Here is a 25,374-nt window from a genome sequence, read left to right as displayed (position 1 = left end):
CAATTATGATATAATAGTATAGTTTTAAATCTTTTTAGCGAGGAATTAGTATGAACTACGGTAAAAGAGGTATCGTTCAGCAGGCAAGAAATCTGAACTCCGGTACCGATAAATGGGGCAAGAAGTTTAGTCTTTTTGGATTCTATATTCTGCTTGCGCTTATCATTGGCATGGTGGTTATTGGCACCAGCGCTGGAATTGGCGTATTCAACGGAATCAAAGACGGAGCTCCCGACATTTCCAATATTGATGTTACACCAACAGGTTTCTCTACTTTCGTCTATGACACAGACGGCAATCAGATTGCCAAGCTGGTTTCGACGGATTCAAACAGAATTCCTGTAACCTGGGATATGATCCCCGAGAACCTTACCCACGCGTTTGTTGCCATCGAGGATGCAAGATTCTACGAGCACAACGGAATCGACGTTCAGGGTATTGTCAGAGCTGCTTTTGTAGGTATTACAAGCAGGAACTTCTCTCAGGGTGCCAGTACCATTACTCAGCAGCTTCTTAAGAACAACGTATTCTCCGGATGGACAGATGAGTCCTTCGTAGAGAGTGTTAAGCGTAAGATCCAGGAGCAGTACCTGGCTGTGCAGCTTGAGAAGACCATGAGTAAGGAAGATATCCTCCTTAACTACATGAACACCATCAACCTTGGACAGAATACTCTTGGCGTTCAGGCCGCATCACTTCGTTATTTCAACAAACCGGTAAGCGACCTCACTCTTTCAGAGTGCGCAGTTATCGCAGGTATCACACAGAACCCAAGTAAATTCAACCCGATCACTCACCCGGACAAGAACGTGGAGCGTCGCGACAAGGTCCTTCGCAACATGCTTGAGCAGGGTTATATCACTCAGATCGAATACGATAAGGCCATGACAGATGACGTTTATTCAAGGATCCAGAACGTCAACCAGGAGACAGGCGGAGACACCACCATCAACTCCTACTTCGTTGACGCTTTGACCAACGACGTATTAGAGGATCTTATCGCCGCAGGCTACAACGAGACTCAGGCCTACACTCTTCTTTACAGTGGCGGTCTTAAGGTATATTCAACTCAGAACCCTCAGATTCAGAGGATCTGCGACGAAGTATTCATGGATGAGAGCAACTATCCTGAGGGCACCAAGTATCTGTTAAGCTATGAGCTCTCAGTTAAGGCTCCTGACGGAACAGTTACCAACCATTCAAGCGAGATGTTCCAGTCTTATTTCAAGCAGCAAAAGAGCTCCTTCAACATGCTCTATGACTCCCACGAGTCAGCAGAAGCTGCTATCGAGGAATATAAGTCTGTGGTTGTTGGTTCCGACGACGAGGTCCTTGGCGAGAACATCACCCTTACTCCTCAGCCTCAGGTATCCATCACTGTTGAGGAACAGAGCACAGGTTACATCGTAGCAATGGTGGGTGGCCGCGGCCAGAAGACAGCCAGCAGAACCCTTAACCGTGCTACAGATACCTACCGTCAGCCAGGTTCTACATACAAGGTTCTTTCAACCTATGCACCTGGTATCGACAGCGCGGGACTTACACTTGCTACAGTATTTAACGATGCTCCATTTGCTTATACAAACGGAACCCTTGTTAGAAACTGGTGGGGATCTGAATACAGAGGTCTTAACAACGTAAGAAGCGCCATCAGAGATTCCATGAACGTTATCGCCGTTGAGGCTCTTACACTTATCACTCCTCAGCTTGGATTTGATTACCTCAAGAACTTTGGATTCACAACCCTTGCAGAGAATGTAACCATCAACGGTCAGGTTTACTCAGATATTCAGCAGTCCACTGCTCTTGGTGGTCTGACATACGGTGTTAAGAACATAGAGCTCAATGCAGCTTATGCAGCCATCGCCAATGGCGGTGTTTACACCAAGCCCAAGCTCTACACCAAGGTTGTAGATCACGACGGCAATGTAGTCCTTGATAATACAGAGGTTCAGTCAAAACGTATTATAAAAGAGACTACTGCTTTCCTTCTTACAAGCGCCATGCAGGACGTTGTAACCAGCGGTACTGGTGGATCAGTTAACTTCGGTTCAACTGCCATCGCAGGTAAGACAGGTACAACATCAGACTACAACGACGTTTGGTTTGCAGGATATACCAACTATTACACAGCAACAACATGGACTGGCTACGACAACAACGCCAAGATGACAGCTTCTGCTGAAAAGAACCTGTCAAAGACCATGTGGCGCAAGGTTATGGAAAGAGTTCACGAAGGGCTTCCATATTCATCCTTCACCATTCCAAGTGGCATAACCTCCGCAGCTGTTTGCTCAAGATCCGGAAAACAGCCAATCGCAGGACTTTGCGACGGAGCCGTATATTCAGAGTACTTTGAAGAGGGAACTGTTCCAACAGAGAGCTGTGATGTTCACTACGCAGGAACCATCTGTGCACTTGATGGATGCCCAGCCTGCGAGACCTGCCCATTTAAGGCAGCTGGTGTATTTGAGCTTACACCTGAGGTGCCACCAGCACTTCAGTCAGGATTTGTTGATTACAATCCTTCTAATTCAGCGTATACTACCACAACTGACGAGAACGGCAACACTGTCACAGTTCTCAACCAGTGCAGACATACTCCGGAATACATGTCCCAGGAGGGAATTGAGGGCATAATCGCCGGAGAGCAGGAACTTCTAAACCAGGCAGCTGCCGCCGCAGCAGCCGCAGCCGCAGAGGCAGGAGGAGAGGCTCCAGCTCCAGCTCAGGAGACAGTTTTGGATACCGTTCCTGAGAACGTAGCTGCTGGTAACTAAGCAGACACATAGCGCAATCGCGTCAAATAAAACACATACAAAAAAGCCGAGGGATTCAAACCCTCGGCTTTCTTTTTACTCCGAAAATCACCGGATATTATTTTTTCTTACATAGTATGAATAGTAGATCGCAAACAGTGTCGATGTGGTGATCCAGGTAATAGGATAGCTGGTCTCAACCATCTCGATGGTCGGATTAAATGGGAATGCAAACAGTATCCAGCAAACCCTCAAAACACAGATACCACTTAAAGTGATAAACATAGGACGAAGGGCATCTCCAAGACCTCTTAGGGTTCCGGTAAAGACCTCAACTCCAATGTATGTGATATAGAAAGGAGCAAGGAACTTTATCATCTGGTATCCTATAGCGATTACCGCCTCGTTGGTTACGAATATCTTAAGAAGGAATTCTCCGTAGATAATCAAAAGTATCGTAAGCGGAATGGTGATCGCAACAGAGATGATAAATCCCTGCTTAACGCACTTACGCACTCTGTCGTTTCTGCCTGCGCCAAAGTTCTGCCCTGCAAAGGTGGTGATAGCTGTTCCCAGGCTGTTCTGCGTCATCCAGAAAAGCACATCTATCTTGCCATAGGCAGCCCACGCAGCCGCTGCATCCTTACCAAAGCCATTGATGGCAGCCTGTATCAGCATGTTGGATAAGGTGTACATAGTGGTCTGAAAACCTGCCGGAAGCCCGATCCTTATGATCCTTCCAAGCATCGGCATATCAAACCTGATCCGCTTAAGATAGAGTCTGTGCATATCCCTTGATCTCATCAGCATGATTATTACGATAACAGCGCTTATCAGCTGACAGAGGATAGTTGCTACTGCAACGGCAATAACACCGTATTTATCACCTCTCTTGCCCATTCCAAGGGTTATGACAAACAGCACGTCAAAGAATATGTTCACAAAACAGCTGACGATAAGGACTATCAGAGGCCTCTTGGAGTCTCCTACGGCTCTTAGTATTCCGGCTCCCATATTGTAGACCAGATTCGGGATCATACCCAAAAAATAGATTCTAAGGTACAATGTAGCCGCTTCAGACTGCTCAACAGGTGTCTTCATAACTCCGATGACCCAGGGCGAAATAGCGTATCCTATCGCCGTAATAATGGCACCTCCCACAAGAGCCAGTGCCAGAGCCGTGTGAACAGCCTTCTCAACAGCCTCTTTATTAACTGCACCATAGAATTGGGATATGACAACGGTAGCTCCAGAGGACAATCCCAGGAAGAATCCCAGGAAAAGAGATACCACTGTGGCAGCTGATCCGCCCACAGCGCCAAGAGCATCACTGCTGACAGCTCTGCCCACTATGACCGCATCTATTGTATTGTAGAATTGTTGGAAAAAGGCTCCCAAAAGTAATGCTGAAAAATAAGCCAGCATGTTTTTCCAAATGGGGCCTTCTGTGATATTTACTTTCTTCATAATGATGATTATACTCTATTTACGGGCGTTTGCGGCACATTAAAAAAAAGATAAAAAACGTGTTGACAATCCATGACCGACCATTATATAATATCTCTTGCGTTACGGTTTTAGCCTTTGTAACTAAGATCAACGGGGTGTGGCTCAGCTTGGCTAGAGCACCTGCTTTGGGAGCAGGGGGTCGCAGGTTCGAATCCTGTCACCCCGACTTTTTTAAGGATTATTACCGTACGCGGGTGTAGTTCAATGGTAGAACACCAGCCTTCCAAGCTGGATACGTGGGTTCGATTCCCATCACCCGCTCTCATGTGTCCGTAGCTCAGCTGGATAGAGCAACGGCCTTCTAAGCCGTGGGTCGGGGGTTCGAATCCCTTCGGGCACATTAGTTTTATACAGTTGCTAAGCACTTGCAATAGCATTTCTGCAAGTAATTGCATGAATGCTATTTTTTGTATAAAACACTAATATGGTGGCTATAGCGTAGTTGGTTAACGCGCCAGATTGTGGTTCTGGAGACCGAGGGTTCGAGTCCCTCTAGCCACCCTACGAGCAGAGTTTTTTACTGTGGATCCTATTGTTAGGCATACAGGGCTATCGCCAAGCGGTAAGGCACAGCACTTTGACTGCTGCATACGACGGTTCGAATCCGGCTAGCCCTGCTAACGGCTGAGATTTTTTTGAGCCGCATTTTTATTGGGTGAAACATCATCCATCTATATGGGATACTAGCTCAGGTGGTAGAGCACTTGACTTTTAATCAAGTTGTCGGGGGTTCGAATCCCCCGTGTCTCATTGCAAGATCCCTATTCCGCAAGGAATCAGGGATTTTCTTATAGGCGGATATGGCGGAATTGGCAGACGCGCTGGATTTAGGTTCCAGTGGGCGACCGTGCAGGTTCAAGTCCTGTTATCCGCAGTACATTTTAAGGCTTTTCGTGTTGATACACGGAGAGCCTTTTTTATTGTCAACCATGCGGATTATTGAACGTTCACACAGCACTATCTCATTTCGTCTAATTTCGTCTTTTCACCCTGTTTTTGAGCTAAGTGGTATTAGTTTTGGTAGTACAAAAAGGTGTAGTTAATGCAGATAAATACTGGGGTGTGCAAAATGCACATAGAAATTTAAGAAAATTTAAAAATCATTTTGACGTCTTGGACTTTTGTTTGTGCAGAATAGAGAACTTTATTGCCGCCTCTTGTATATCTGTGCATTACTACATTAAGATGTAAGTGATAAGTAACAAAGAACATAACACGGATTAAGGATGCCACAGGAGCACAGATTGTTTGTGCACTGTGGCTTTTTTATTTGTCTAAAACTACAAAAATGGAGGTGGATAAAATGAATCCAACAAGAAGACAAGACGGAACTTTGCTGTGTGACACCTTATCGCTTGATATGCCACAACTCATGCAAGCTCTATCCTGTGGAAGACAGACAGCAGAGGAAATTGCAAAATCAGCAGGAGCACGCATGAAGATTGGAAAAAGGGTGCTTTACAACACAGGCAAGATAAAGGCTTATCTTGATTCTATCGCAGGATAAGGGTGGTGAGATGCTTGGATGAAAACGAGAAATTTATTTATCAGCTAACGCGCAAGTTACTGTGGAAATATCACCATGATATGGATTCAGTATTAGCACAGGTCAAACTTGAGAACTCAATGCAAAAGCATCCTCTCAATGAAAATCAGTTGAGGTATGTAATCACAAGAGCGTTAGATGATGGAGCGCAAGCACCTCCAATAGTCTGCAATTCTGTAAAAGATATTGACCTTGAGGATGTGAACGAGCCATTTTTCTTTATTCCACAGATACTATCAAACGGACATTACATGTTGAATAGTCCACCTAAAGAGGGTAAATCAAGATTGCTCATGCAGATGGCACTAGCTCTTTGTAAAGGTGGATTATTCATGGGAAAACGATGTGTAAAGACTAGCGTTCTATATCTAGCTTTGGAAGATGAGCGACTGGACTTCGAGAGCAGATTAAAGCTGTTTCTGAATTACGATGAGCCGCCCGAAAATCTGTACTTTGCTACCTTGGAGGATTTCGACTACTCTCCTCCCACACTTGAGGGCGGAGAACTGACAGAGCTTATAGAGGAGAACTTGAGCAAGCATCCCGACATTCAGATAATTTTGATTGATGTGTTTGGTGTGATAAGAAGTAAGCGGCGAAAAGGTGAGGACTTCACAGATACAGAACGTAGGGATGTGCTTACACTTAATCGCTTGGCGGCTCAATACAAGATTGCTCTAGTGGTTGCTCATCACGTTTCACATACCAAGAGAAAAGGAACTATAGAAACAATCGGTTCGGGTGCAGGCTCTTACGTTATCTCCGCCACAGTTCATGGAGAGATGTTGCTTTACAAGAATCAAGAAACAGGTGCTCACACCTTTTCTGTGCAAGGCAGGCGGCTTGCATTACAAAAGTTTGCTATTGAAGATGATTTCCCACGATGGCGATACTGCGGAACGAATGATGAGTATGAAGCCGCAAACAATCCGCTCGTCATCACAGTTAAGCATCTGATAGATAATGCGGAGGGTGGCAAGTGGAGCGGAACTGGTAAAGAGCTATTAGATTACAACACCTCAAACAAGCTCCCACAGATTATCGGAAAGATAAACAGAAACACCTTTTCTGTGAGCATCATCCGTCTGTTATCTATATCGGGCATAAGATACAAGCAGATAAAGAATGGAAACGGAACTATACACAAGTTTGAAAAACTCTGATAGAAAACGGATAAATACTAAGACTTATAGTATCTATATTTTATCTCTGATATCTCTGATTATTCTGATTCTATCAGAGATATCAGAGTTTTCAGAGGTACAGGAGCTAAAGGAAAATGGAGAAATTCATGGATGAACGCGAGCGGCTTGCTTGCGTGGGATGGATAAGAAAATACTTATCAGATATGACTAGGAAACAAGCTGATTCTTACGTGTTAAAGCACATGTTTCAACGCATGACAGGTATTTACTCAAGCGATACTGAATTTCAAGAAGTCATGAGAGAATGTGGGTTTGAGCCTCTAGAATCAACAAAGTCGGTCTTTGAGGTCAAAGTCGATTCTCTAGTCATAAAAAACTATTACAAAAACTAGGAGGGGAACTATGAACAGAACAAAACAGTTTTACGATTTAACAATGAAGTATAGAAAAGGATTAAACGAGATTAACGACAAGTACGATGCAGAGCTTGCCAAGATTGACAAGTACAGAGGTAGTGCAGGCTACGACAAGGACAGGGATTCGATTGAACACAGGCGTAAGGATGCTATAGCGGCATTTCAGAACGAACGCCTCACAGCATTTCTGACTATCATTGATGAGATGCGAAAGACAGCCAAGAGCAGGACAATGACAGCACCAACATCGGAGGAGCTTGCACTCTTACAGGCTCTCAAGATGCGCGACAACATCGGCAAGGATGAACTAGAGCAGGCATCACGCACATTAAGGAATTGTCCAGTAGGCTTGTCTATCCTTGATGAGATTGCAAAGAAAAACGATGTGATGGGCGTGCGCTTTGGTGCAGAGAGTACAGACAGTATCTTAAACCATATCAACAGTTTAGAGGAAAGTGCAAAACGCTTATGTGCTCTAGATAGATGTGATAGCAGACAGGAAATGCTCTTACGCAGGAACATTCACGGCGCAGACTATGACCCACAGGCTCTCTATAGCTTTGCTGTGGACAGAGATTTTATCAGCGAGAATGATGCTCTTACTTTTATGGGCGGCGTTACTGATTTAGACAGTTTCAGAGATGCTGTGAACACAGAGGAAGTGTGGCATTATGACAACGCATAAAAACATGGTTAGCTTTGCATCCTGTGAGGCATGGGGTGCAAGGCTTGAGCGAACTATTAAGAGGTTGTGGATAGCTAATGTGTTTCTTGCATCAGCTCTAGTGATAACTAACTTGGTGTGGCTGATTCTGACAAGGTGGTGATGATATGGCTAAGAGGCTAAAGGATGAGGAAATTGTCGCGGCTCTGATAGAGTGCGGAACGATTAAAGCGGCGGCTGATTGTTTAGGAGTACAGATAAAGACCCTATACTCACGCATGAAAAAGGAGAATTTCAAAGAGCTATATCGTAGCGCAAAGTCTGACCTGCTCAAAGCCGCCACAGCAAAGATGCAGAGCAACCTTGTGGATGCCTGTGATGTTATCGCGGAGATAATGAAGGATGCAGACACAGCGCAACAGATAAGGCTTAACGCGGCTGATTGTATAATCCGCAGTACTCTCAAGATGCTAGAACAGGCTGATATTCTAGAACGTGTGGAGGAACTGGAAAACCTCATAAAGGAAAGAGGTGATACCACATGAGCAGAGCTTTGAGGCGTAGACTACAAGCCATGAAAACAGAGATAACATCCAGTGAGGATGTGGGAGCTATTCTGAAATTCATTGATTCGGGTGCTTATTATGATGAGCTTACGGATGAGGAAAAAGATGCTTACTGTAGATACCTTGGTACAGAGCGAGATGCACTAGAAACTGTGAACGGATATGTTTTAGGATGCCTGCACTTTCAGTTAAATCGCAGACCAAAGCCTCCGACAGATGCAGAGCACAGGGCAACAGTCAAAGAAGTAGAATCCTACTTTGATGCGCGTATTGCAGAATACAACTCTCCTAAAGCAAGAGCACAGCGAGAGGCAGACTACCAAAGACAACAGAGAATCTGCCATAAATCCACCACTCCTAGAGGGGTGCGGATGAATAGCTGATTAAGAGTGTTTCTTGATATACTCCTTGATTGCAACATTGATTGTATTGGACAGGGTGCGGCTTTCACGTTCTGCAATCTGTGAGAGCTTTTCCTTGTCCTCTTTGGATATTGTGAAATTCACACGCTCTTTGTCTTTACCTATCATTATGAATCCCTCTTACATGAGTAAACTTGTGCGCGCTAATCAGAAGTGCTATCATGGTGATAGCACCACATGGAACTAGACGAAACAACACAAATAAATGATAACAAGGAGATAAAACGATGGCAAGAAGAACAAAGAGAGCAGATGGCTTATTACAAAAGAAATTCAGAATTAAGGTAAAAGGCGTAAGCAAGCAGTTTATCGTGTACGGACACAGTGAAAAGGAACTGACCGAAAAGGAGCAGGCAAAGCGCGAGGAAGTCGAGCGCGGACTTGAAAAGCAGGATAATCCCACAGTTTCAGAGTACTACGAAAGATGGATGAGCTACAGAAAAGACAAAGTTTCAGAGGCTACTATCCGCACACAAGACAAGTTTTTCGGAGTGATGAGCAAGATTAAAATGCAGGGGCTTGCAGGCGTTTGCTTTGGTGAACTCAAGATTAAAGATGTGGACATAGAGATTCTAATTGCTTTGCAGGCAGAGCTAAAGACTGGAAGAAAATCACAGACAGTCAATGATTACATGGCTTTGCTAAAGCACATTTTCTCTGATGCTTACAAGGCAAGATTGATTGAATACAACCCCTGCCTACAGTTACAGAATCTCAAAAGAACAGAGGAACGTGCTAGAGATACCCACCACAGAGCTTTGAGCATCGAGGAAACTAAAGCGTTCTTTAGCTGTGAAAGATGCAAGAACAGTTATTATTACAATGTTTTCCGTATGGCAATCAATACAGGAATGAGAATCGGTGAGATTGGTGCTCTGAAAAATTCAGACATTCACAATGGTACTATCCACATCGAGCGCACTATTACTAGGACAGAATCGGGTGCATACATCATCGGTGATGATGCCAAGACAGAGGCAGGCAAGCGCATAATCCCTATGAACGAGCAGATAAAGACCATCATCACAGAACAGAAGGAGCTTGATAGGCTGATAAATGGTAATGTGGTATCAATGGACAATCAGCTTTTCAAGGCTGTGGAAGGTGGCTTATTGATGGCAACCCCTATAGATAGAGAAATAAAGAGAATCTGCAAAGATGCAGGCATTGAGCCATTCACTATGCACGCGTTTCGTGCTACGTTCGCCACTAGAGCCATTGAAAGTGGCATGAACCCTAAGACTTTGCAGGAGATACTAGGACACAGCAATTTCAATATCACAATGAGCCTTTACGGACATTGTTTAGAGAATACAAAAAAGCAGGAAATGGATGCAATCAATATTGCGATTTAAAGAGAAGTGGTATTGAAAATGGTATTAGTCAAGTAGCAATCCTCCTGTTCATGCGGATTGCAGGTTTTAGTCCTGTTATCCGCAGGATAGCGCTAGAGGGCGCAAAATAGGCTGTTTGTGAGTGATCACAAGCAGCCTTTTATATTTCCTTTATTCACCCTCATCTCGGGCTCTTACAGATATTTGATCTCGTAGGAGACATCATCCCCATCAATACTTAGGATAATGTAACTTGGTCTTCTGCCCTCCTGCCTTGGATATGACAGGCTTCCAGGGTTAAAAAGATAAATCCCATCAAGGTTTTTGGCCACGGGTCTGTGGGTATGGCCAAAAAACACCATTTTAGCCCCTCTGGCGATGCCTTCTGCTTTAATGTTCTCCAGGTCCATGGAGACCAGATAATGGTGTCCATGGGTCAGAAAAGCCCTAAATCCGTCGATCTCAAATTCAAGCTCTCTGCTCAGGTCTGAAAAGAAATCATTGTTGCCTGAAACAAAGTACACCGGACAGTCTGCTGCCAGGGCAAACTTCCCTTCAGAGCCCTCAAAATCCCCACAGTGGATTATTCCATCCAATGGCTCCTCCAGATCCAGAACATCATAAAAGTTTTTATCGTGTCCGTGAGTATCACTCACAACCAAGTACTTGTGCATTAAATATTTCCACCTTTAAAAGCTTCCTCAAGGAGCCCTGCCATCTCACGAAGAGCCTTGCCCCTGTGGCTTATGGCATTCTTTTCTTCAGGAGATATCTCTGCGCTGGTCTTGCCATACTCCGGTAAAAAGAAGATAGGGTCATATCCGAAACCATTCTCTCCAGCGATCTCAAATCCAATCCTTCCCTCCATCTTACCAATGGTTGAAAGCATCTTACCTCCTGGAAGACATGCTGCAATGGCGCACACGAATCTTGCACTTCTCTCTTCGCCTTCAGCCCCAGCAAGTCTCTCTATAATGATCCTGTTTTTCTCAGAATATGGAGTGTCTTTTCCAAGGTATCTTGCTGAGTAGATTCCTGGCTCGCCCCCAAGATAGTCGACCTCAAGACCCGAGTCATCAGCAAGAACAACGGTCTGCCCTGCCATATCAGGGTCCTTTTCCTCAAGGAGCTTGTAGATTGCAGATGCCTTGATGGCTGCATTCTCTGCAAAAGTGGTTCCATCTTCCACCACATCCTCAAAAACTCCCGCTTCCTTCATGGAAAGGATCTCAGCGTCAAGACCGCCTAAAATCTCGCGGATCTCCCTCATTTTATCCTTATTGCCAGTAGCAAATACTATTCTCATTCCATCACCTCTAACGCATCCAAAATGCCATCGTAGATACCCTCTGCCACCTTGGACTGATATGCCGGACTAGCCAGCTTTTCTTTATCATTATCTCCGGAAATCTTGCCAAGACTGATCCTGGCTGCAGGAACAGGACAAACCTCTAAAAGCCCTTCCCTTTTTTCAGGAAATACTCCAAGAATCTCTCCCACTCCCTTATCTGCACACCCCTTAAGGAGCGCATCTGCAAACTCAGCATTGGAGAGCCTTCGTAAAAAGAACTTGTCATTATAATAAGAAGACATTCCATTCCAGGAATCATCACCGCCATCTACAGACAGCTCTACCACCAGATCAGCATGGGAATCCTCGATGAGAGCCTTTCTCTGCTCCAGGGCCACATCGCTGTCTGTAAGTCTTGTAAAGTACAGCTTAATGTTGTGCTCTGAGTCTTTGTCTGCGACGCTCTTTAGCAAAAGAGCTGTATCCAGAGTGATACTCTTTTCCATAAGATCCGGGGAACTATTTCCATGGCTCTCTCCGCCGCCCTCAGGATCGACCACTACCACGTGATCAAATTTATCCTTCGGCTCATAGAATCTCACCTCAATGGTGCTGTTCTCCGTAAGTGCACTCTCGTTAACGTACAGATCATCAAGCTTAAAATCAAGGCATACACTGCCTGTGTCATTCTCATTGATGCACACGGCGCTCTCTAATAGGTCAAGCCCTGTCACCACCGGATTATCCAGATAGAATCCCTCTTCCCTGCTGTCTATGTAGATACGAAGCTCATGATCCGTATATCTGTCTTCCAATATGAGATTGTCAGAACTTACGCTCCTTGGCAGCGGGATGATAAGTGCATCCTCCTTGCCCTGTGGAACGTTGTCGTCTATCAAAAGCGTGTAGGACTTTTCGCTTCCTTCTCTGTCTACCGGCGCTCCTGCCGCATCAGTGATCATGATGTGCTTGGTAGCTGACCTGTAGAGCATAAGGGATATGGAAATCGCCGCGAAAACCGAGGCCTTGATAGCGACTCTTTTCATCTGTTCATTGGTCATTGTTCGCTGTCCCGTCTCCTTGGCGGCTTAGGACCCATAAACTGATAGAAGTAGGTCTTAAGCATTCCGTTGTATATCTTTCTGTTCTTGTCGGCCTTTCTGCCTATGTATTTCTCAGCATCCTCATAGCCTGTGATAAGGTACATTGACCAGGAATCCAGCGCCTTGTACCTCTCGCCTATGGTCCTGTAGAGATTTGGCAAAAGATCTTTATCCCCGATCCTCTCTCCATAAGGAGGGTTGGTTATGATAAAGCCGTACTTCTTCCTGTGAGAAAGATCTGCGATATCTCTTGCCTGGAAATGTATCATGTTCTCAACGCCAGCCTTCCTTGCGTTGATCCTTGCTATCTCTATCATCTCGGGATCAAGATCGTACCCCTGAATATCCACGTCTACGTCTGTTAAGATCTCATCCCTGGCTTCATCCCTAACGTCTGCCCAGTTCTCTTTTGTAATAAGATGGGTCCAGCTCTCAGCGGTAAAGTTCCTGTTCATGCCAGGAGCGATGTGCGCCGCCATCATAGCTGCCTCAATGGGAATAGTTCCACTTCCGCAGAATGGGTCCACCAGGATCCTGTCTGCATGCCATGGAGTCAGAGTTATAAGAGCCGCAGCCAGGTTCTCCGCAATGGGAGCCTTGGACTCCAGCTTCCTGTAGCCTCTCTTGTGGAGGGAATCTCCAGTGGTATCAAGAGCTACCGTTACCTCGTCCTTCATGAGGAACACCCTTACAGGATAATCCTCGCCATCTTCCTTGAACCAGTCAGTGTGGTAGCACTGCTTCATCCTCTCCACCATGGCTTTTTTCATGATGGACTGGATATCAGATGGGGAAAAGAGCTTGCTCTTAACGCTACTTGCCTTCTTGACCCAGAACCTTCCGTTAATGGGGATGAACTCCTCCCATGGAAGTGACTTGGTGCCCTGGAAAAGATCCTCAAAGCTCTCAGCGTGGAAGCTTCCAACCTTGATAAGTATCCTCTCGGCGCTACGAAGGCCAATATTTGCACGACAAACAGCGTCCGGATCACCAGCAAAGGTAACACGGCCGTCTGCCACCTCGGTAATGTCGTATCCGAGGTCAATAATTTCTTTTTTTAGTACCGCCTCCAGGCCAAAATGGCATGGTGCGATCAGTTCAAACTTCATCATACAGCTCATTATACAAAACTAAATATAACCATGGCAATACTATCAGTGACATCAAAAAAGCAGCGACTACAAAAATGTAATCACTGCTTAATCAGTGTGCGTGACAGGATTCGAACCCACGACCTTCTGGTCCGTAGCCAGACGCTCTATCCAGCTGAGCTACACGCACATGTGCCTAATGCGGCAACAAAGAACATTATAGTAAACGCTTGTTGCTTTGTCAAGAATAAGAATTATTTTTATTCTTCCTTCTCTGCCTTCTCAGCAGCCTTGGTCTCAGCCACAAGTTTTTCCATATCTGGTCTTGCAAATTCAAAGCAGGCCATGAGTTTCTCTGAAAAGACACCGCACTCGCCGTCTTTGATCATCTCATAGGCTCTGTCCAGAGGATAAGCAGACTTATAAACACGGTCACTTACCAGGGCATCATAAACGTCCGCCAGTGCTGTGAGCTGAGCACCGATGGAGTTCTCTTCGCCCTTAAGTCCGTCAGGATAGCCTCTTCCGTCATATCTTTCATGATGATGTCTACAGATATCCAGGCACATGTCGTAGTACTCCTTGTCCTGAATATCTTTTAACATCTCAATAACCTCGCACCCTCTTGTGGTGTGAGATTTCATAACTTCAAATTCCTCGTTTGTAAGACGTCCCGGCTTAAGAAGGATTGAGTCAGGAACGGAAATCTTACCTATATCATGCATGGCTGAAGCCTGGGTAATGACCTCAATGTTCTGGGCATTAAGTCCAAGCTCCGGATAGTTGTTCATTGCAGTAAGAGCAAGGATCCTTACAAATCCCTTGATCCTCTTAAGGTGGTATCCGGACTCCATGTTTCTGAACTCGACGATAGTAGCAATGGTGTCGATGACCTTCTCATTGCTGTCGCGAAGCTTCTCTTCCTGTTTCTTCAGATACATGAACTGCTTTTTAAGAACTCTTGTCTGATCATCAACCTTGTCCTCAAGGTGATTCTTGTGATCAAAGAGCTCCACGTTTCTGGCAACACGCCTGTCTACAATGACAGGGTCAAAGGGCTTATGGATAACGTCGGAAGCACCCTTCTGATAACTGTTACGCTCAGCCTCAGTTGAGGTATCCGCAGTGATCATAAGGACAGGGATACGGTCGTTTAGGTTATCCCTCTTTTCCATCTCCTCAAGAACTGCATATCCGTCCATCTCGGGCATGACAATGTCCAGCAGAACAGCAGCAAGCTTGCCCTCGTTCTGCTCCATCATCTTGATAGCCTCGACGCCGTTTTCAGCCTCCAGGATATTGTACTTATCTTTGAAGATTTCTCCTAAGATTCCTCTGTTGATCTCGTTGTCATCAACAATTAGTATTGAGCGATCAGCCATATGACCTCCACTTTGCATTACCAGTCTTTAGGAAAAAGATATTTATCAGCGTTCAACTATAGCGGCACAGCCCATTCCACCGCCTACGCAAAGAGTAGCAAGTCCCTTCTTTGCGTCTCTTCTCTGCATCTCATAAAGAAGAGATACAAGAATTCTGTTTCCTGAGCATCCAACAGGATGTCCAAGAGCGATAGCTCCGCCGTTTACGTTAAGGACTTCATTACTAAATCCCAGGTCATGCTGAACAGCAATTGACTGGGCTGCAAAGGCTTCATTAGCCTCAATAAGATCAAAGTCACCAATTGAGTAGCCAGCTTTTTTCATAACCTTCTGAGTTGCTGCTACTGGGCCGATTCCCATGATGCTTGGCTCAACACCTGCAAGCGCACCTGCGATCCAGGTCGCCATAGGCTTAACACCGAGCTCCTTTGCCTTTTCTTCGCTCATTACGATGATGGCAGAAGCCGCATCATTGATTCCAGAAGAATTTGCTGCTGTTACAACGCCATCCTTCTTGAATGCTGGCTTAAGATGTGAGATGCCCTCTACGGTAACACCACTTCTTGGGCCTTCATCTGTATCAAAAATAATAGTCTCTTTCTTTTTCTTAACCTCTACAGGAACGATCTCGTCCTTAAACTTACCCTCTGCAATGGCCTTTTCAGCCTTGTTCTGAGACCATGCAGCAAACTCGTCCAGCTGCTGTCTTGTGAGATGCCACTGCTCTGCAATGTTCTCAGCTGTGATACCCATGTGATATCCGCCAAAAGCATCTGTAAGACCATCATGAATCAGGGCATCCTCAAGTGCGCCAGTACCCATACGGTATCCATAACGGCCCTGCTTTACAAGGTAAGGAGCCATTGACATATTCTCCATACCACCTGCAACGATAATGTCTGCATCGCCCACTGCAACCAGCTTGGCTGCAAGGTTTACACTGTGCAGTCCTGAACCGCAAAGAACATTTATAGTTGTAGCAGGAACCTCAACAGGGATACCTGCATTGATAGATGCCTGTCTTGCGGCATTCTGTCCAAGTCCTGCCTGGATAACGCATCCCATATATACTTCATCAACCTGTTCAGGCTTTATCCCAGCTCTGTTTAATGCTTCCTTTATTACGATACCTCCAAGAACAGGAGCAGGAGTTGTACTAAGAGCTCCTCCCATTGTTCCGATCGCTGTTCTGCATGCACCTGCAAGTACTACTTTTCTAGCCATTTTATCCTCCAGCTTTTAACTTTTTCTTTCTATTATAATCGAGATATCTCAGAAAGGACACACTTTCACGATACCTCTTTATTTTATCATTTTAATACATCGTTCTCAACGCATTAGTGTTAATTGTTTATCAACATTTAATACTTTATCCCCTTGATAGAGAAAGGGGAAGTTCAAGTCCGTGGCTCTCCAAAAGCTCTTTATCCCTGAGAATCTCTTTAGCATCGCCATCGGCTAGTATCCTGCCCTCGTCAAGAAGCACCACCCTCTCACAGGTATCCAGGATGAAATCAAGATCATGGGAAGTAACTATCTTAAGGGCCTTTATCTCGTTGAGGATCCCTATGAGGTTCCTGCGGTTTCTGGGGTCCAGAGCAATTGAAGGCTCATCCATGATGATAATGTCTGGCTCCATGGAAAGGATTGTTGCTATGGATGCAAGCTTCTTCTCACCGCCGGAGAGGTTGTAGTTGTGGCGCTTTCTAAGCTCCGTCATGTGGACCTTTTCAAGAGCCTCAGAAACTCTCCTCTCCACCTCTTCGTCAGAAAGGCCGTAGTTCTGTGGTCCAAATGCCACATCCTCCTCAACCGTTGATAAAAACAGCTGGCTGTCTGAATCCTGGAACACATATCCGATGTGCTCTCTTATGTGGTTCAGATTTTCCTTGTTTACAGGATGTCCTGCAACCTCCAGAGTTCCGGTGTAATCGAGCCTCAGTCCCACAAGAAGCTTCATGAGAGTGGACTTTCCAATCCCGTTAGCTCCGATTATTCCAATGCTCTCACCGTCCTTGGCAGTCAGATTCACCCCGCAGAGCACCTCTTCGCCCTTCTCATAGGAAAAGTGCAGGTCTTCTATTTTCAATACTTCACCATTTATTCCAGTGTGCATCTATAGTCCCTTTCTCAATAAATGTACCTAATGAAAACGAACATGAGGATCCAGGCAGCCGGATAGAGAACATCTATCGGGTTTACGCCTTTTCTTTTCACCCTGAAATCCCCGTTAAATCCTCGAAGCGTCATGCTCTCGTATACAGCGCTTGCCCTGTCCATGCTGCGAAGAAGCCACTGTCCCACAAGGCTTCCCCAAGCCCTGTAGTGGATGCCCTTTTGCTTTGGCGCCCTTAGCATGTAGGCCGTCATTATCCTGTTAGCCTCATTGCCCATAAGTCCAAAGTACCTGTAGATCAGCATGATCACTATGACGATTATTTTGGGAACATGTATCGCTCTTAGTCCATAGCAGATCTCCTCGATGGATGTGGTGGCAATGAGGATGTACGCTGAGAGCACCGCATAGAAGCCCTTCAGCATCAGTGTCAGCATGGATATCACGCCACCCGTCACTGCTATCTCATGGGCAGTTCCTTCTCCTATGGAAAAGAGAACGTTCCGATCGAAAAATGGATTGAATATTCCCACAAACAGCACCAGGGGCAGAATCAGCCTCATCCTGTAAAGCCCCTCTTTTATGGACAGCTCTCCCACAACAAACCCAAAGATCGGGAAAACAGCCATCAGGATCAGCTTGTCCAAAGCATACTTATCAAAAGATGTCACAACAAGTATGTAAAAAACGCAAACAAGCAGCTTCCCCACTGGATGAAGCCTGTTCATCCAATGGGAGCGCTGCTGCAGAGTCTGTAATCTATGAAGTTCCTGTAAATTACTGTCTATCTGGTTCACTAAATACTACGCCGCTTTACTCTCGCTATTTTTCTTGAAGAACTTAAATGCGTAGCAGGCACCGACTGTAATGAGCACAACTACCAGTGCTCCTACGATTCCAGAAAAGCTCGTTCCAACTGCTGACTCACTGCCCTTAAATGCATAGTCAGGAAGAAGTGATGTTGCCTCCTGAATGCCAGCTGCTGCGTCGTATGCTCCGCCTGCTGCCTCAAGCTCTGCTGTTCCTGCAACCTGCTCCATTGACCACTCAAGGCCGTCTGGGAATGCTGAAGCGAAAAGAGATACGATTCCGCCGCAGATTGCTGCTACTACTGCAAGTACAATTATTGTGTTCTTGAAAGTAAGCTTACCTTCGTTTTTATCTGTTGCCTCTCCTACGCCCCAGAGAAGTGATGGTCTTGCCTCATGTACAAAGCAGAGAACTGCTGCTGTGATAAGACCCTCTACAAAACCGATAGCAAGGTGGATAGGCTGCATTGTTGCCACAAATACAGAGAATGGAAGCTCTGTAATACCTGAAATAAGTGTTTCAAGTGTAACCGAGAATGCGCCAAGCTGCAAGGTCAATACACATCCCAGTATCGATGCGAGGATGATCTTCGCCTTGGAAGCTCCTTTCTTCATGATAGGCTTCCAGATCAGAAGCGCTCCCACAAAACACCCGTAAAATGCCATGTTCCAGACGTTACAGCCAAGGGCCAGAAGTCCTCCGTCTGCAAATAATAATCCCTGAACCAGCAGTACTCCTATCATTGTAAGGAATCCAGCCCATGGGCCAAGAAGTGCTGAAAGCATCATGCCTCCGCAAAGATGTCCTGAAGAACCTGTTCCAGGAATGGTGAAGTTCAACATCTGAGTTGCAAATACAAATGCTCCCATAACACCCATTACAGGGATCTTCTCAGGATTATTTTCCTTTCTGACTTCAGCAACGGATACACCTGCTGCTGCAGTTGATAGTATGTACATTGTTCCAGCTACTGCTGGTGCCACAAGGGCGTCTGCCATATGCATAAAAACTATCCTCCCAAAACATTACGTTTAGTTTTGCTACAATTCAGTATTTTTCTATCATGTAGCATATTCAATAATGAGTATATGGAAAGTGCCTATGGCCCACAAGCCCCCCAGGGGGTTCTATTTATGCAAAAGCACAACTTTTATGCGTTCTTTTTCTCAAAAAGCTCTTTTATCGCCTTGTCGTATGGTGCCCTGAGTACTCCGTACTCCGTAACAATACCTGTGATCAGCTCATTATCTGTGACATCGAAGGCAGGGTTATAAACCTTAACTCCCTCTGGCGCCATCCTCTCGCTGTACCACATCTCGGTAACTTCCTCGCTCTTTCTCTGCTCGATGTTGATGTCGTTACCTGTCGCTGTGTTTATATCGATGGTAGAAGTTGGCGCGCATACATAAAATGGCACGTTGTAGCGCTTTGCAACTGTAGCTACCATGCTGGTTCCGATCTTATTGGCCGCATCGCCGTTAGCTGCAACCCTATCACAGCCAACAAATATGGCATTGATTGCTCCTGTCTTCATAAGTGAAGCTGACATGTTGTCGCAAAGAAGCGTTGTATCTATACCTGCTGAGTGCAGCTCAAAAGCAGTAAGTCTCGCTCCCTGGAGAAGTGGTCTTGTCTCATCGCAGTAAACCTTGATGTTCCAGCCCTTCTCGTGGGCAAGATACATTGGAGCTGTGGCTGTTCCATACTTGCAGGTAGCAAGCTGTCCAGCGTTACAGTGAGTCAGAAGTCCGTCCCCGTCCTTGATAAGGGTAAGGCCGTTCTCTCCAATCCTTCTGCAGACATCGATATCTTCAGCTTTGATCCTCTCAGATTCTGCCCTCATCTCATCTATAACAGCTGCGCGGTCAAAAGAGCTGCCGGCTGTCTCCACCACATGGGCCTCCATACGCTTTAACGCCCAGGAGAGATTAACTGCTGTAGGTCTTGATGAATTCAGGTAGTCACTCTTTTCCCTAAGTTCCTTCATAAATTCCTCAAAAGTTCCCGCCTGTGAGTGCTTCATAAGAAGGTAGAGGCCAAAGCCCGCTGTTACGCCGATGGCTGGGGCTCCGCGGACCTGAAGAAGGTAGATCGCATCCCATATCTCTTTTGCTGTGTGAAGCCTTATGATCTCTATTCTGCCAGGAAGCAGGGTCTGGTCGATGATCTCAATGGCGTCATCCTCATCCACCAGGGCTACTGTCTCGTAATCCAATATAGTCTTCATATGTATCAATCTCCTATCAAATGCTATTTGTATATCACCAGTTGAAACTGTGCTGTCCTTCGGTTACTTCATTGGTTTCGCCCCCAGGAAGGACTACCGTGCAGGTAGTACCCTTTGGAACCTCCACTGTTATGGAGCGCTCATCGCTGTTCCAGCTTACGCTTATCTTACCGCGAACGCTCTCATAAGAGCCGGATGCACTTGCTATTCCCTCTGTCATCAAAGGTCTTACATAGAAGTGCTCAAATCCAGGCGCTGTCTCATCTGTCTGAATTCCAAGGATGTACTCGTAACAAGCCTGGCTCACACTTGAATATGCCGCATGGTTCAGGGAACCACCAATGTAATAATCTCCATCATCGTTGTATCTGAAGGCGTCAACAGACTCAGGGTTGGTGGTAAGCCCCATGGAAAGCGGGTGGGCAAGGCCTCCAGGCGCCGTGTTTGTCATCACCTGTACCGCAGTGCCTCCATGACCGTACTCACAAAGGGAAGGCAGATAGAATGACATTCCGGAGTATCCAGGGTAAAAGAGATATCCACCGTATTCACTAAGGATCCTTAATCTGTCAGCTGCTGCCTGCCTCATATCCTCGGGGAACAGTTCAAAAGAAAGGCCCAGGGAGTAAGCCGTCTCTGTCTCATAGTCAGGATACAGGATTCCAGCCTCCACAGAAGCATCATCCCTTATATATGTTTCCTGCCACTTCTGAGTGAAGTGGTCAGTTATTTCTGCGTATTTTGTAGCCTTCTCGTCATCCCCAAGGGCTGTGTACATCTTAGATACAAGCCTTGCGGAATGGGCGCACCACGCTGTATCTGTCACTTCCTCAGGAAGGCTCTGCATGGACAGGTGATCTCCATATCCATCAGACGAAAAGAGATAGTCCTCAGAATTCTCAGCAAGATAATCCACCCACTTTGAGGCAGGTTCTACATTCTGTGCCAGGATCTCTTTATCCCCATACTGCAGGTACAGATTCCAGGGAATAGTGACTATGGCATCTCCCCAGCAGCTGTGTCCGCCAAATACTGTATTTGAAGGAGCTATGTCGTAGCTCTTACCATCATCCCTTTGTTTTGCCTGAAGCTCTTTTACATATTTCTGATAGAGCCTGCTGGTATCGAACTGATACATTGCAAAGCCTGAAACCAGCTGGGCATCTCCCGCCCATCCAAGTCTCTCATCCCTCTGGGCGCAGTCTGTAGGGCAGTCCATCAGGTTGGAACGAAGGCTCCTTACTGAGTTCTCATAGTACTGGTTTATAGTCTCATTGGAGCAGGTAAACTCACCTGTTTCCTCAAGGTCCGATGAAAGTGCAAGGACACTTATGGCATCCTGCGGGATAGCTGTATCTGAACCTGTAACTTCCAGGTATCTGAATCCGTGATAGGTATGGGAGAAAGTCACCTCATCCGGTCTGTCTTTGCCATCTCCAAACACGTAGTAGTCGGTGCTGATGGCCGTCTGAAGATTTCTTGTCCATACTGTTCCAGCTGGTCCGTCGCTGTTAATGAGACTGTCTGTATTAAGAAACTCACCATATCTGAAGGTAATGACCTGTCCTTCACCGGCTCCAAAGCCCTCAAACTTTGACATATCAAGGCGAATCGTTCCAGCCAGGTTTTCTCCAAAGTCATATACAAAATGTCCCGGAACAGGCTCTGTTACTCCGATCGGAGAGATTGTCTTATAAGCTGTTATAGGCTCATTTTCCTTGGCCACACAGGGAATGTCCTGCATCCAGCTATCTACGTGATCCACCTGAGCATTGGTCCACTCTGCCTCATCAGTATCGAAGCGGTCATCGATCATCTCGCCGCGGTACATGTCATTTTCTCTGTACCTGGTATCATCACATACAAGAAAACTGTCATCTGTAGGAATCACCTCGCTCTTACCACCCTTGTAATTTATGATAAGTGCGCCTTTTACCGCCAGCTCTTTTCCCCAGATACCACCCACATCAATAAATCCCACACCTCTGTCATAGAAACCATGGAAAAGAGCTATCTTAAGCTCGTTCTGTTCCTTGATAAGGTCCGTAACATCGTAGGTAACATAGTAAAGCTCATGATCATAGAGCATTTTACCAGGATCAAAAAAGTGATCCGTCACCTTCTGTGAATTGATGGTAGCTTCAAAGCTTCCAAGAGATGTCATACAAAGGTAGGCGCTCTCTATCTTTCCAGCCTTTGCCTCAAACTCCTTTTTAAATATCGGAGCGCAGTCTTTTTCTGTCTCTGATAAAAGAAATCCTGTGGTTATAATAAGGGCGTTATTGCCATCAAAGTCCTCCCTCTTGATAAAGTAGGGAGAAAAAACACTGTCCTGTTCGTTTGAATAGTTATATTCATGAAGAGTATTTACAAAGTTACCGTCAAAATCGTCAGCAAAAATGGTCTCGCCACCTGCTGTAACTTCAAGGTCATCCATGTAAGCTATTGCAAGACCACGATCCACATAGGTTCCAACGCAGCCAAGGGATGTGAATGGTGTATCAACAGGATCATACTCTTTTCCATCTACAGTTATATTCGCTTTGCCACCTGAGACACTTACAGAGATGTCGAAAGCTCTTTTCCCTTCAGCATCTTCCTGGGGCTCCATCTCTACAGAATAGGTCTCGCTAAGGACGCCTCCCAGGCAGGTCTTAACTGTAACTGCGTCTGAATCTGCAAAAGCACCTGCTCCAACCAAAAGGAGATTACCATACTCTCCAGTCTTATCTCCAAGGACAATATAGCCAGTTTCTCCCTCGGAAATTATCCTGCAGGTGGCCACAAAATCAGTGATATTATCCGCAGTGCTTTCGTCCTCATTACCTGGTGCGCTAAGAAAATGAGCTCCTGCCACAGCCTCGTCAAAGACAGCCTGATCAGGTTCCTTCCCTGCAGAATCGCCGCACCCTGAAAGAAGCGTAGCGCCAAGAGCTAGCGAAAACGCACTATATATAATTGATCTGAATTTATTATGATCCACTAAATCCTTACCTCGTTTTTTCTAAGCAACATAAGCATTATAGCACGAAACCACGTTTTTTAGGGAATTGAAGGACATGAAAAAGCCGGCGTCAGAAACCTGACACCGGCCTTAAATTCATTATGGATTTTCTAAGGATTATCAGCCCTTAGCTGCAAGCTCTTCCTTAAGTCTCTTTGTAAGAGCAGGAACAACCTTGTTGAGATCGCCAACGATACCATAATCAGCTACATCAAAGATAGGAGCATTCTCATCCTTGTTGATAGCGATGATGATGTCTGACTCTTCCATACCTGCAACGTGCTGGATAGCTCCAGAAATACCGATTGCGAAGTAAAGAGCAGGACGAACTGTCTTACCTGTCTGTCCAACCTGGAGATCCTTTGGCTTCCAGCCAGAATCTACAACTGCACGTGAGCAGGAAACTGTTCCGTTAAGAACCTCTGCAAGCTCATCAAGAAGCTTGAAGTTCTCAGGTGAGCCAACTCCACGTCCGCCAGATACAAGGATCTTAGCAGCCTGGATATCAGCAACAGCTGAAGTCTCTTTTACAATCTTAACGATCTCTGTGTAGCAGTCGTTCTTGGTAAATCCAGGATTGTACTCAACAACCTCTGCCTTAGCACCCTTAATAGGATCGATCTTCTGCATAACGCCTGGACGAACTGTAGCCATCTGAGGACGGAAGTCTGGGCAAGCGATAGTAGCGATTGTGTTACCACCAAATGCAGGACGTGTCATAAGGAGCTGTTTGTGCTTCTGCTCTACGCCTTCCTTAGGCTCAAGAGGGAAGTCACCGATATCAAGCTGTGTACAGTCAGCTGTAAGTCCAGTGTGTACTCTTGATGATACTCTAGGACCAAGGTCTCTTCCGATAGCTGTTGCGCCAACGAGAAGGATCTCAGGCTTGTACTCATTGATAACAGATGCAAGAGCGTGTGTGTAAGGCTCTGTTCTGTAATCCTTAAGTTCAGGATCATCAACTACGATTACTCTGTCTGCACCATACTCAGCGAGCTTGTCAACAAGGCTGCCAACACCGCTACCAAGTAATACTGCAGTTACTTTTTTCTCATCGAGGTCTTCTGCAAGACTCTTTGCTTTGCCCAGAAGCTCAAGGGCGATACTTGAAAGTTCATTATCTACCTGCTGAGCAAATATAAATACACCTTTATATTCTTCTAAAGACATGACTCTTCTCCTTTACTATTCGAAAATTTAGATTACGTGCTTCTCTTTGAGCTTGCCTACGATGTAGTCAACTGCCTCATCAGGTGAATCAGGAGCAACCTTCTCGCCCTGTCCCTTCTTAACCTTGTCTGAAGCCTTTGCGATCTGTGTAGGTGAGCCCTTAAGACCGAGATTAGAATCATCAACGTCTTTAAGATCTGGTCTTCCCCAAACTGTAACTTCCTTTTCGAATGCATCGAAGATTCCGCCAGGAGTCATATATCTGGGTTCGTTGAGCTCTGAAAGTGCTGTGATAAGGCAAGGCATCTTAGCCTTAACGATGTGATATCTGTCTTCGAACTGTCTCTTAACTTCTACAGTTCCAGCCTTCTCATCAACATTGATCTCTTCTGCATAAGAGATTACAGGAATTCCAAGGTGCTCAGAAATCTGAGGACCAACCTGAGCTGTATCTCCATCGATAGCCTGACGGCCTGTGATGATGAGATCATACTGAAGGTTTCTGAGAGCTCCTGCAATTGTAGAAGAAGTTGCCCATGTATCTGCGCCGCCGAGTACTCTGTCTGTTACAAGATAAGCATTGTCTGCGCCCATAGCGATTGCTTCTCTAAGTACTGCATCAGCCTTTGGAAGTCCCATTGTAAGAACGGAAACTTCTGCGCCGTACTGATCTTTTAATCTAAGTGCTGCCTCAAGACCTGCCTTGTCATCAGGATTCATGATAGCAAGCATTGCACCTCTATCCAATGTTCCATCGGGTTTGAACTTAACGCCGCCCTTTGTATCAGGGACCTGCTTAATGCAAACTACAACTTTCAT

The 25,374-nt window shown here is 45.7% G+C and carries 22 protein-coding genes and 8 tRNA genes; 14 read left to right on the top strand and 16 right to left on the bottom strand.

Annotated features, from left to right (window positions below; genetic code table 11):
* Positions 1-50 precede the first annotated feature (50 nt).
* Positions 51-2,780 (top strand): transglycosylase domain-containing protein, encoded by a 2,730-nt coding sequence (locus D6855_RS07275; protein WP_120739536.1) that lies wholly within the window; start codon positions 51-53, stop codon positions 2,778-2,780.
* 87 nt (positions 2,781-2,867) lie between these two features.
* Here the strand turns inward: D6855_RS07275 and D6855_RS07270 are convergent, their stop codons facing one another.
* Complete coding sequence (locus tag D6855_RS07270; protein ID WP_120739534.1) at positions 2,868-4,226, bottom strand: MATE family efflux transporter; 1,359 nt, start codon at positions 4,224-4,226, stop codon at positions 2,868-2,870.
* A gap of 133 nt (positions 4,227-4,359) precedes the next feature.
* Between D6855_RS07270 and D6855_RS07265 the strand changes: the two genes are divergently transcribed.
* From D6855_RS07265 to D6855_RS07205, 12 genes are all read left to right on the top strand, one after another.
* Positions 4,360-4,434: transfer RNA gene (locus tag D6855_RS07265), tRNA-Pro, on the top strand.
* A 24-nt stretch (positions 4,435-4,458) separates the two neighbouring features.
* Positions 4,459-4,529: transfer RNA gene (locus D6855_RS07260), tRNA-Gly, on the top strand.
* Positions 4,530-4,534: 5 nt separating this feature from the next.
* Positions 4,535-4,608 (top strand) — tRNA-Arg (locus D6855_RS07255).
* Positions 4,609-4,695: 87 nt separating this feature from the next.
* Positions 4,696-4,769, top strand: a tRNA-His gene (locus D6855_RS07250).
* 44 nt (positions 4,770-4,813) lie between these two features.
* Positions 4,814-4,885: transfer RNA gene (locus tag D6855_RS07245), tRNA-Gln, on the top strand.
* A 60-nt stretch (positions 4,886-4,945) separates the two neighbouring features.
* Positions 4,946-5,018, top strand: a tRNA-Lys gene (locus D6855_RS07240).
* Between the two features lie 44 nt (positions 5,019-5,062).
* Positions 5,063-5,142 (top strand) — tRNA-Leu (locus D6855_RS07235).
* Positions 5,143-5,571: 429 nt separating this feature from the next.
* On the top strand, positions 5,572-5,775 hold the full coding sequence (locus tag D6855_RS07230) for a DUF6462 family protein (RefSeq protein WP_120739532.1): 204 nt from the start codon (positions 5,572-5,574) through the stop codon (positions 5,773-5,775).
* 80 nt (positions 5,776-5,855) lie between these two features.
* Positions 5,856-6,977, top strand: a complete 1,122-nt coding sequence (locus tag D6855_RS07225; RefSeq protein WP_147368128.1) for an AAA family ATPase — start codon at positions 5,856-5,858, stop codon at positions 6,975-6,977.
* A 384-nt stretch (positions 6,978-7,361) separates the two neighbouring features.
* Positions 7,362-8,060 carry a hypothetical protein gene (locus tag D6855_RS07215; RefSeq protein ID WP_120739526.1) on the top strand — a complete coding sequence of 233 codons (699 nt, stop codon included), beginning with the start codon at positions 7,362-7,364 and terminating at the stop codon, positions 8,058-8,060.
* Between the two features lie 146 nt (positions 8,061-8,206).
* A complete protein-coding gene (locus D6855_RS07210; protein WP_120739524.1) occupies positions 8,207-8,584 on the top strand; it encodes a helix-turn-helix domain-containing protein in 378 nt (125 codons plus the stop codon).
* On the top strand, positions 8,581-8,988 hold the full coding sequence (locus tag D6855_RS07205) for a hypothetical protein (protein WP_120739522.1): 408 nt from the start codon (positions 8,581-8,583) through the stop codon (positions 8,986-8,988). The genes D6855_RS07210 and D6855_RS07205 overlap by 4 nt, the downstream gene beginning before the upstream one ends.
* Here D6855_RS07205 and D6855_RS07200 read toward each other — a convergent pair whose 3' ends face one another.
* Positions 8,989-9,135, bottom strand: a complete 147-nt coding sequence (locus D6855_RS07200) for a ribbon-helix-helix domain-containing protein (protein ID WP_120739520.1) — start codon at positions 9,133-9,135, stop codon at positions 8,989-8,991. It abuts the gene before it with no gap.
* A 119-nt stretch (positions 9,136-9,254) separates the two neighbouring features.
* Between D6855_RS07200 and D6855_RS07195 the strand changes: the two genes are divergently transcribed.
* Positions 9,255-10,382 carry a tyrosine-type recombinase/integrase gene (locus D6855_RS07195; RefSeq protein ID WP_120739518.1) on the top strand — a complete coding sequence of 376 codons (1,128 nt, stop codon included), beginning with the start codon at positions 9,255-9,257 and terminating at the stop codon, positions 10,380-10,382.
* Between the two features lie 173 nt (positions 10,383-10,555).
* Here the strand turns inward: D6855_RS07195 and D6855_RS07190 are convergent, their stop codons facing one another.
* The 14 genes from D6855_RS07190 to D6855_RS07125 form a co-directional block, all read right to left on the bottom strand.
* A complete protein-coding gene (locus D6855_RS07190; RefSeq protein WP_120739516.1) occupies positions 10,556-11,035 on the bottom strand; it encodes a metallophosphoesterase in 480 nt (159 codons plus the stop codon).
* Complete coding sequence (gene rdgB, locus D6855_RS07185; protein WP_120739514.1) at positions 11,035-11,667, bottom strand: RdgB/HAM1 family non-canonical purine NTP pyrophosphatase; 633 nt, start codon at positions 11,665-11,667, stop codon at positions 11,035-11,037. Before rdgB ends, D6855_RS07190 begins: the two co-directional genes overlap by 1 nt.
* Positions 11,664-12,713, bottom strand: coding sequence for an N-acetylmuramoyl-L-alanine amidase (locus D6855_RS07180; protein ID WP_120739512.1), 1,050 nt, complete (start codon positions 12,711-12,713; stop codon positions 11,664-11,666). Before D6855_RS07180 ends, rdgB begins: the two co-directional genes overlap by 4 nt.
* Positions 12,710-13,867, bottom strand: a complete 1,158-nt coding sequence (locus D6855_RS07175) for a THUMP domain-containing class I SAM-dependent RNA methyltransferase (RefSeq protein WP_120739510.1) — start codon at positions 13,865-13,867, stop codon at positions 12,710-12,712. The genes D6855_RS07180 and D6855_RS07175 overlap by 4 nt, the downstream gene beginning before the upstream one ends.
* A 95-nt stretch (positions 13,868-13,962) precedes the next feature.
* A tRNA-Arg gene (locus tag D6855_RS07170) sits at positions 13,963-14,036 on the bottom strand.
* Between the two features lie 70 nt (positions 14,037-14,106).
* Entirely contained in the window at positions 14,107-15,228 is a 1,122-nt protein-coding gene (locus tag D6855_RS07165; protein ID WP_120739508.1) for an HD domain-containing phosphohydrolase, read from the bottom strand.
* Between the two features lie 45 nt (positions 15,229-15,273).
* Entirely contained in the window at positions 15,274-16,452 is a 1,179-nt protein-coding gene (locus D6855_RS07160; protein ID WP_120739506.1) for an acetyl-CoA C-acetyltransferase, read from the bottom strand.
* A gap of 145 nt (positions 16,453-16,597) precedes the next feature.
* On the bottom strand, positions 16,598-17,344 hold the full coding sequence (locus tag D6855_RS07155) for an energy-coupling factor ABC transporter ATP-binding protein (RefSeq protein WP_120739504.1): 747 nt from the start codon (positions 17,342-17,344) through the stop codon (positions 16,598-16,600).
* Positions 17,345-17,358: 14 nt separating this feature from the next.
* Entirely contained in the window at positions 17,359-18,072 is a 714-nt protein-coding gene (gene cbiQ / locus D6855_RS07150; RefSeq protein ID WP_243111828.1) for a cobalt ECF transporter T component CbiQ, read from the bottom strand.
* Between the two features lie 75 nt (positions 18,073-18,147).
* Positions 18,148-19,158 carry an energy-coupling factor ABC transporter permease gene (locus D6855_RS07145; protein ID WP_120739500.1) on the bottom strand — a complete coding sequence of 337 codons (1,011 nt, stop codon included), beginning with the start codon at positions 19,156-19,158 and terminating at the stop codon, positions 18,148-18,150.
* 146 nt (positions 19,159-19,304) lie between these two features.
* The gene (mtnA, locus tag D6855_RS07140) at positions 19,305-20,381 is read right to left on the bottom strand and encodes an S-methyl-5-thioribose-1-phosphate isomerase (RefSeq protein ID WP_120739499.1); all 1,077 of its coding nucleotides are present in this window, start codon (positions 20,379-20,381) and stop codon (positions 19,305-19,307) included.
* A gap of 34 nt (positions 20,382-20,415) precedes the next feature.
* Positions 20,416-23,364, bottom strand: a complete 2,949-nt coding sequence (locus tag D6855_RS07135) for a family 78 glycoside hydrolase catalytic domain (protein WP_120739497.1) — start codon at positions 23,362-23,364, stop codon at positions 20,416-20,418.
* A gap of 141 nt (positions 23,365-23,505) precedes the next feature.
* Complete coding sequence (locus D6855_RS07130; protein WP_120739495.1) at positions 23,506-24,555, bottom strand: electron transfer flavoprotein subunit alpha/FixB family protein; 1,050 nt, start codon at positions 24,553-24,555, stop codon at positions 23,506-23,508.
* Positions 24,556-24,582: 27 nt separating this feature from the next.
* A complete protein-coding gene (locus D6855_RS07125; RefSeq protein ID WP_120739493.1) occupies positions 24,583-25,374 on the bottom strand; it encodes an electron transfer flavoprotein subunit beta/FixA family protein in 792 nt (263 codons plus the stop codon).

The sequence above is a fragment of the Butyrivibrio sp. CB08 genome, assembly GCF_003625485.1.
Taxonomy (GTDB): domain Bacteria; phylum Bacillota; class Clostridia; order Lachnospirales; family Lachnospiraceae; genus Butyrivibrio.
This window is presented reverse-complemented; position numbering and strand designations above follow the sequence as displayed.

Bases quoted from the DNA above. Each gene is read 5' to 3' on its own strand.
- D6855_RS07275 (WP_120739536.1), top strand. From the start codon at position 51: ATGAACTACGGTAAAAGAGGTATCGTTCAGCAGGCAAGAAATCTGAAC.
- D6855_RS07270 (WP_120739534.1), bottom strand. From the start codon at position 4,226: ATGAAGAAAGTAAATATCACAGAAGGCCCCATTTGGAAAAACATGCTG.
- D6855_RS07230 (WP_120739532.1), top strand. From the start codon at position 5,572: ATGAATCCAACAAGAAGACAAGACGGAACTTTGCTGTGTGACACCTTA.
- D6855_RS07225 (WP_147368128.1), top strand. From the start codon at position 5,856: ATGGATTCAGTATTAGCACAGGTCAAACTTGAGAACTCAATGCAAAAG.
- D6855_RS07215 (WP_120739526.1), top strand. From the start codon at position 7,362: ATGAACAGAACAAAACAGTTTTACGATTTAACAATGAAGTATAGAAAA.
- D6855_RS07210 (WP_120739524.1), top strand. From the start codon at position 8,207: ATGGCTAAGAGGCTAAAGGATGAGGAAATTGTCGCGGCTCTGATAGAG.
- D6855_RS07205 (WP_120739522.1), top strand. From the start codon at position 8,581: ATGAGCAGAGCTTTGAGGCGTAGACTACAAGCCATGAAAACAGAGATA.
- D6855_RS07200 (WP_120739520.1), bottom strand. From the start codon at position 9,135: ATGATAGGTAAAGACAAAGAGCGTGTGAATTTCACAATATCCAAAGAG.
- D6855_RS07195 (WP_120739518.1), top strand. From the start codon at position 9,255: ATGGCAAGAAGAACAAAGAGAGCAGATGGCTTATTACAAAAGAAATTC.
- D6855_RS07190 (WP_120739516.1), bottom strand. From the start codon at position 11,035: ATGCACAAGTACTTGGTTGTGAGTGATACTCACGGACACGATAAAAAC.
- rdgB (WP_120739514.1), bottom strand. From the start codon at position 11,667: ATGAGAATAGTATTTGCTACTGGCAATAAGGATAAAATGAGGGAGATC.
- D6855_RS07180 (WP_120739512.1), bottom strand. From the start codon at position 12,713: ATGACCAATGAACAGATGAAAAGAGTCGCTATCAAGGCCTCGGTTTTC.
- D6855_RS07175 (WP_120739510.1), bottom strand. From the start codon at position 13,867: ATGATGAAGTTTGAACTGATCGCACCATGCCATTTTGGCCTGGAGGCG.
- D6855_RS07165 (WP_120739508.1), bottom strand. From the start codon at position 15,228: ATGGCTGATCGCTCAATACTAATTGTTGATGACAACGAGATCAACAGA.
- D6855_RS07160 (WP_120739506.1), bottom strand. From the start codon at position 16,452: ATGGCTAGAAAAGTAGTACTTGCAGGTGCATGCAGAACAGCGATCGGA.
- D6855_RS07155 (WP_120739504.1), bottom strand. From the start codon at position 17,344: ATGCACACTGGAATAAATGGTGAAGTATTGAAAATAGAAGACCTGCAC.
- cbiQ (WP_243111828.1), bottom strand. From the start codon at position 18,072: ATGAACAGGCTTCATCCAGTGGGGAAGCTGCTTGTTTGCGTTTTTTAC.
- D6855_RS07145 (WP_120739500.1), bottom strand. From the start codon at position 19,158: ATGCATATGGCAGACGCCCTTGTGGCACCAGCAGTAGCTGGAACAATG.
- mtnA (WP_120739499.1), bottom strand. From the start codon at position 20,381: ATGAAGACTATATTGGATTACGAGACAGTAGCCCTGGTGGATGAGGAT.
- D6855_RS07130 (WP_120739495.1), bottom strand. From the start codon at position 24,555: ATGTCTTTAGAAGAATATAAAGGTGTATTTATATTTGCTCAGCAGGTA.
- D6855_RS07125 (WP_120739493.1), bottom strand. From the start codon at position 25,374: ATGAAAGTTGTAGTTTGCATTAAGCAGGTCCCTGATACAAAGGGCGGC.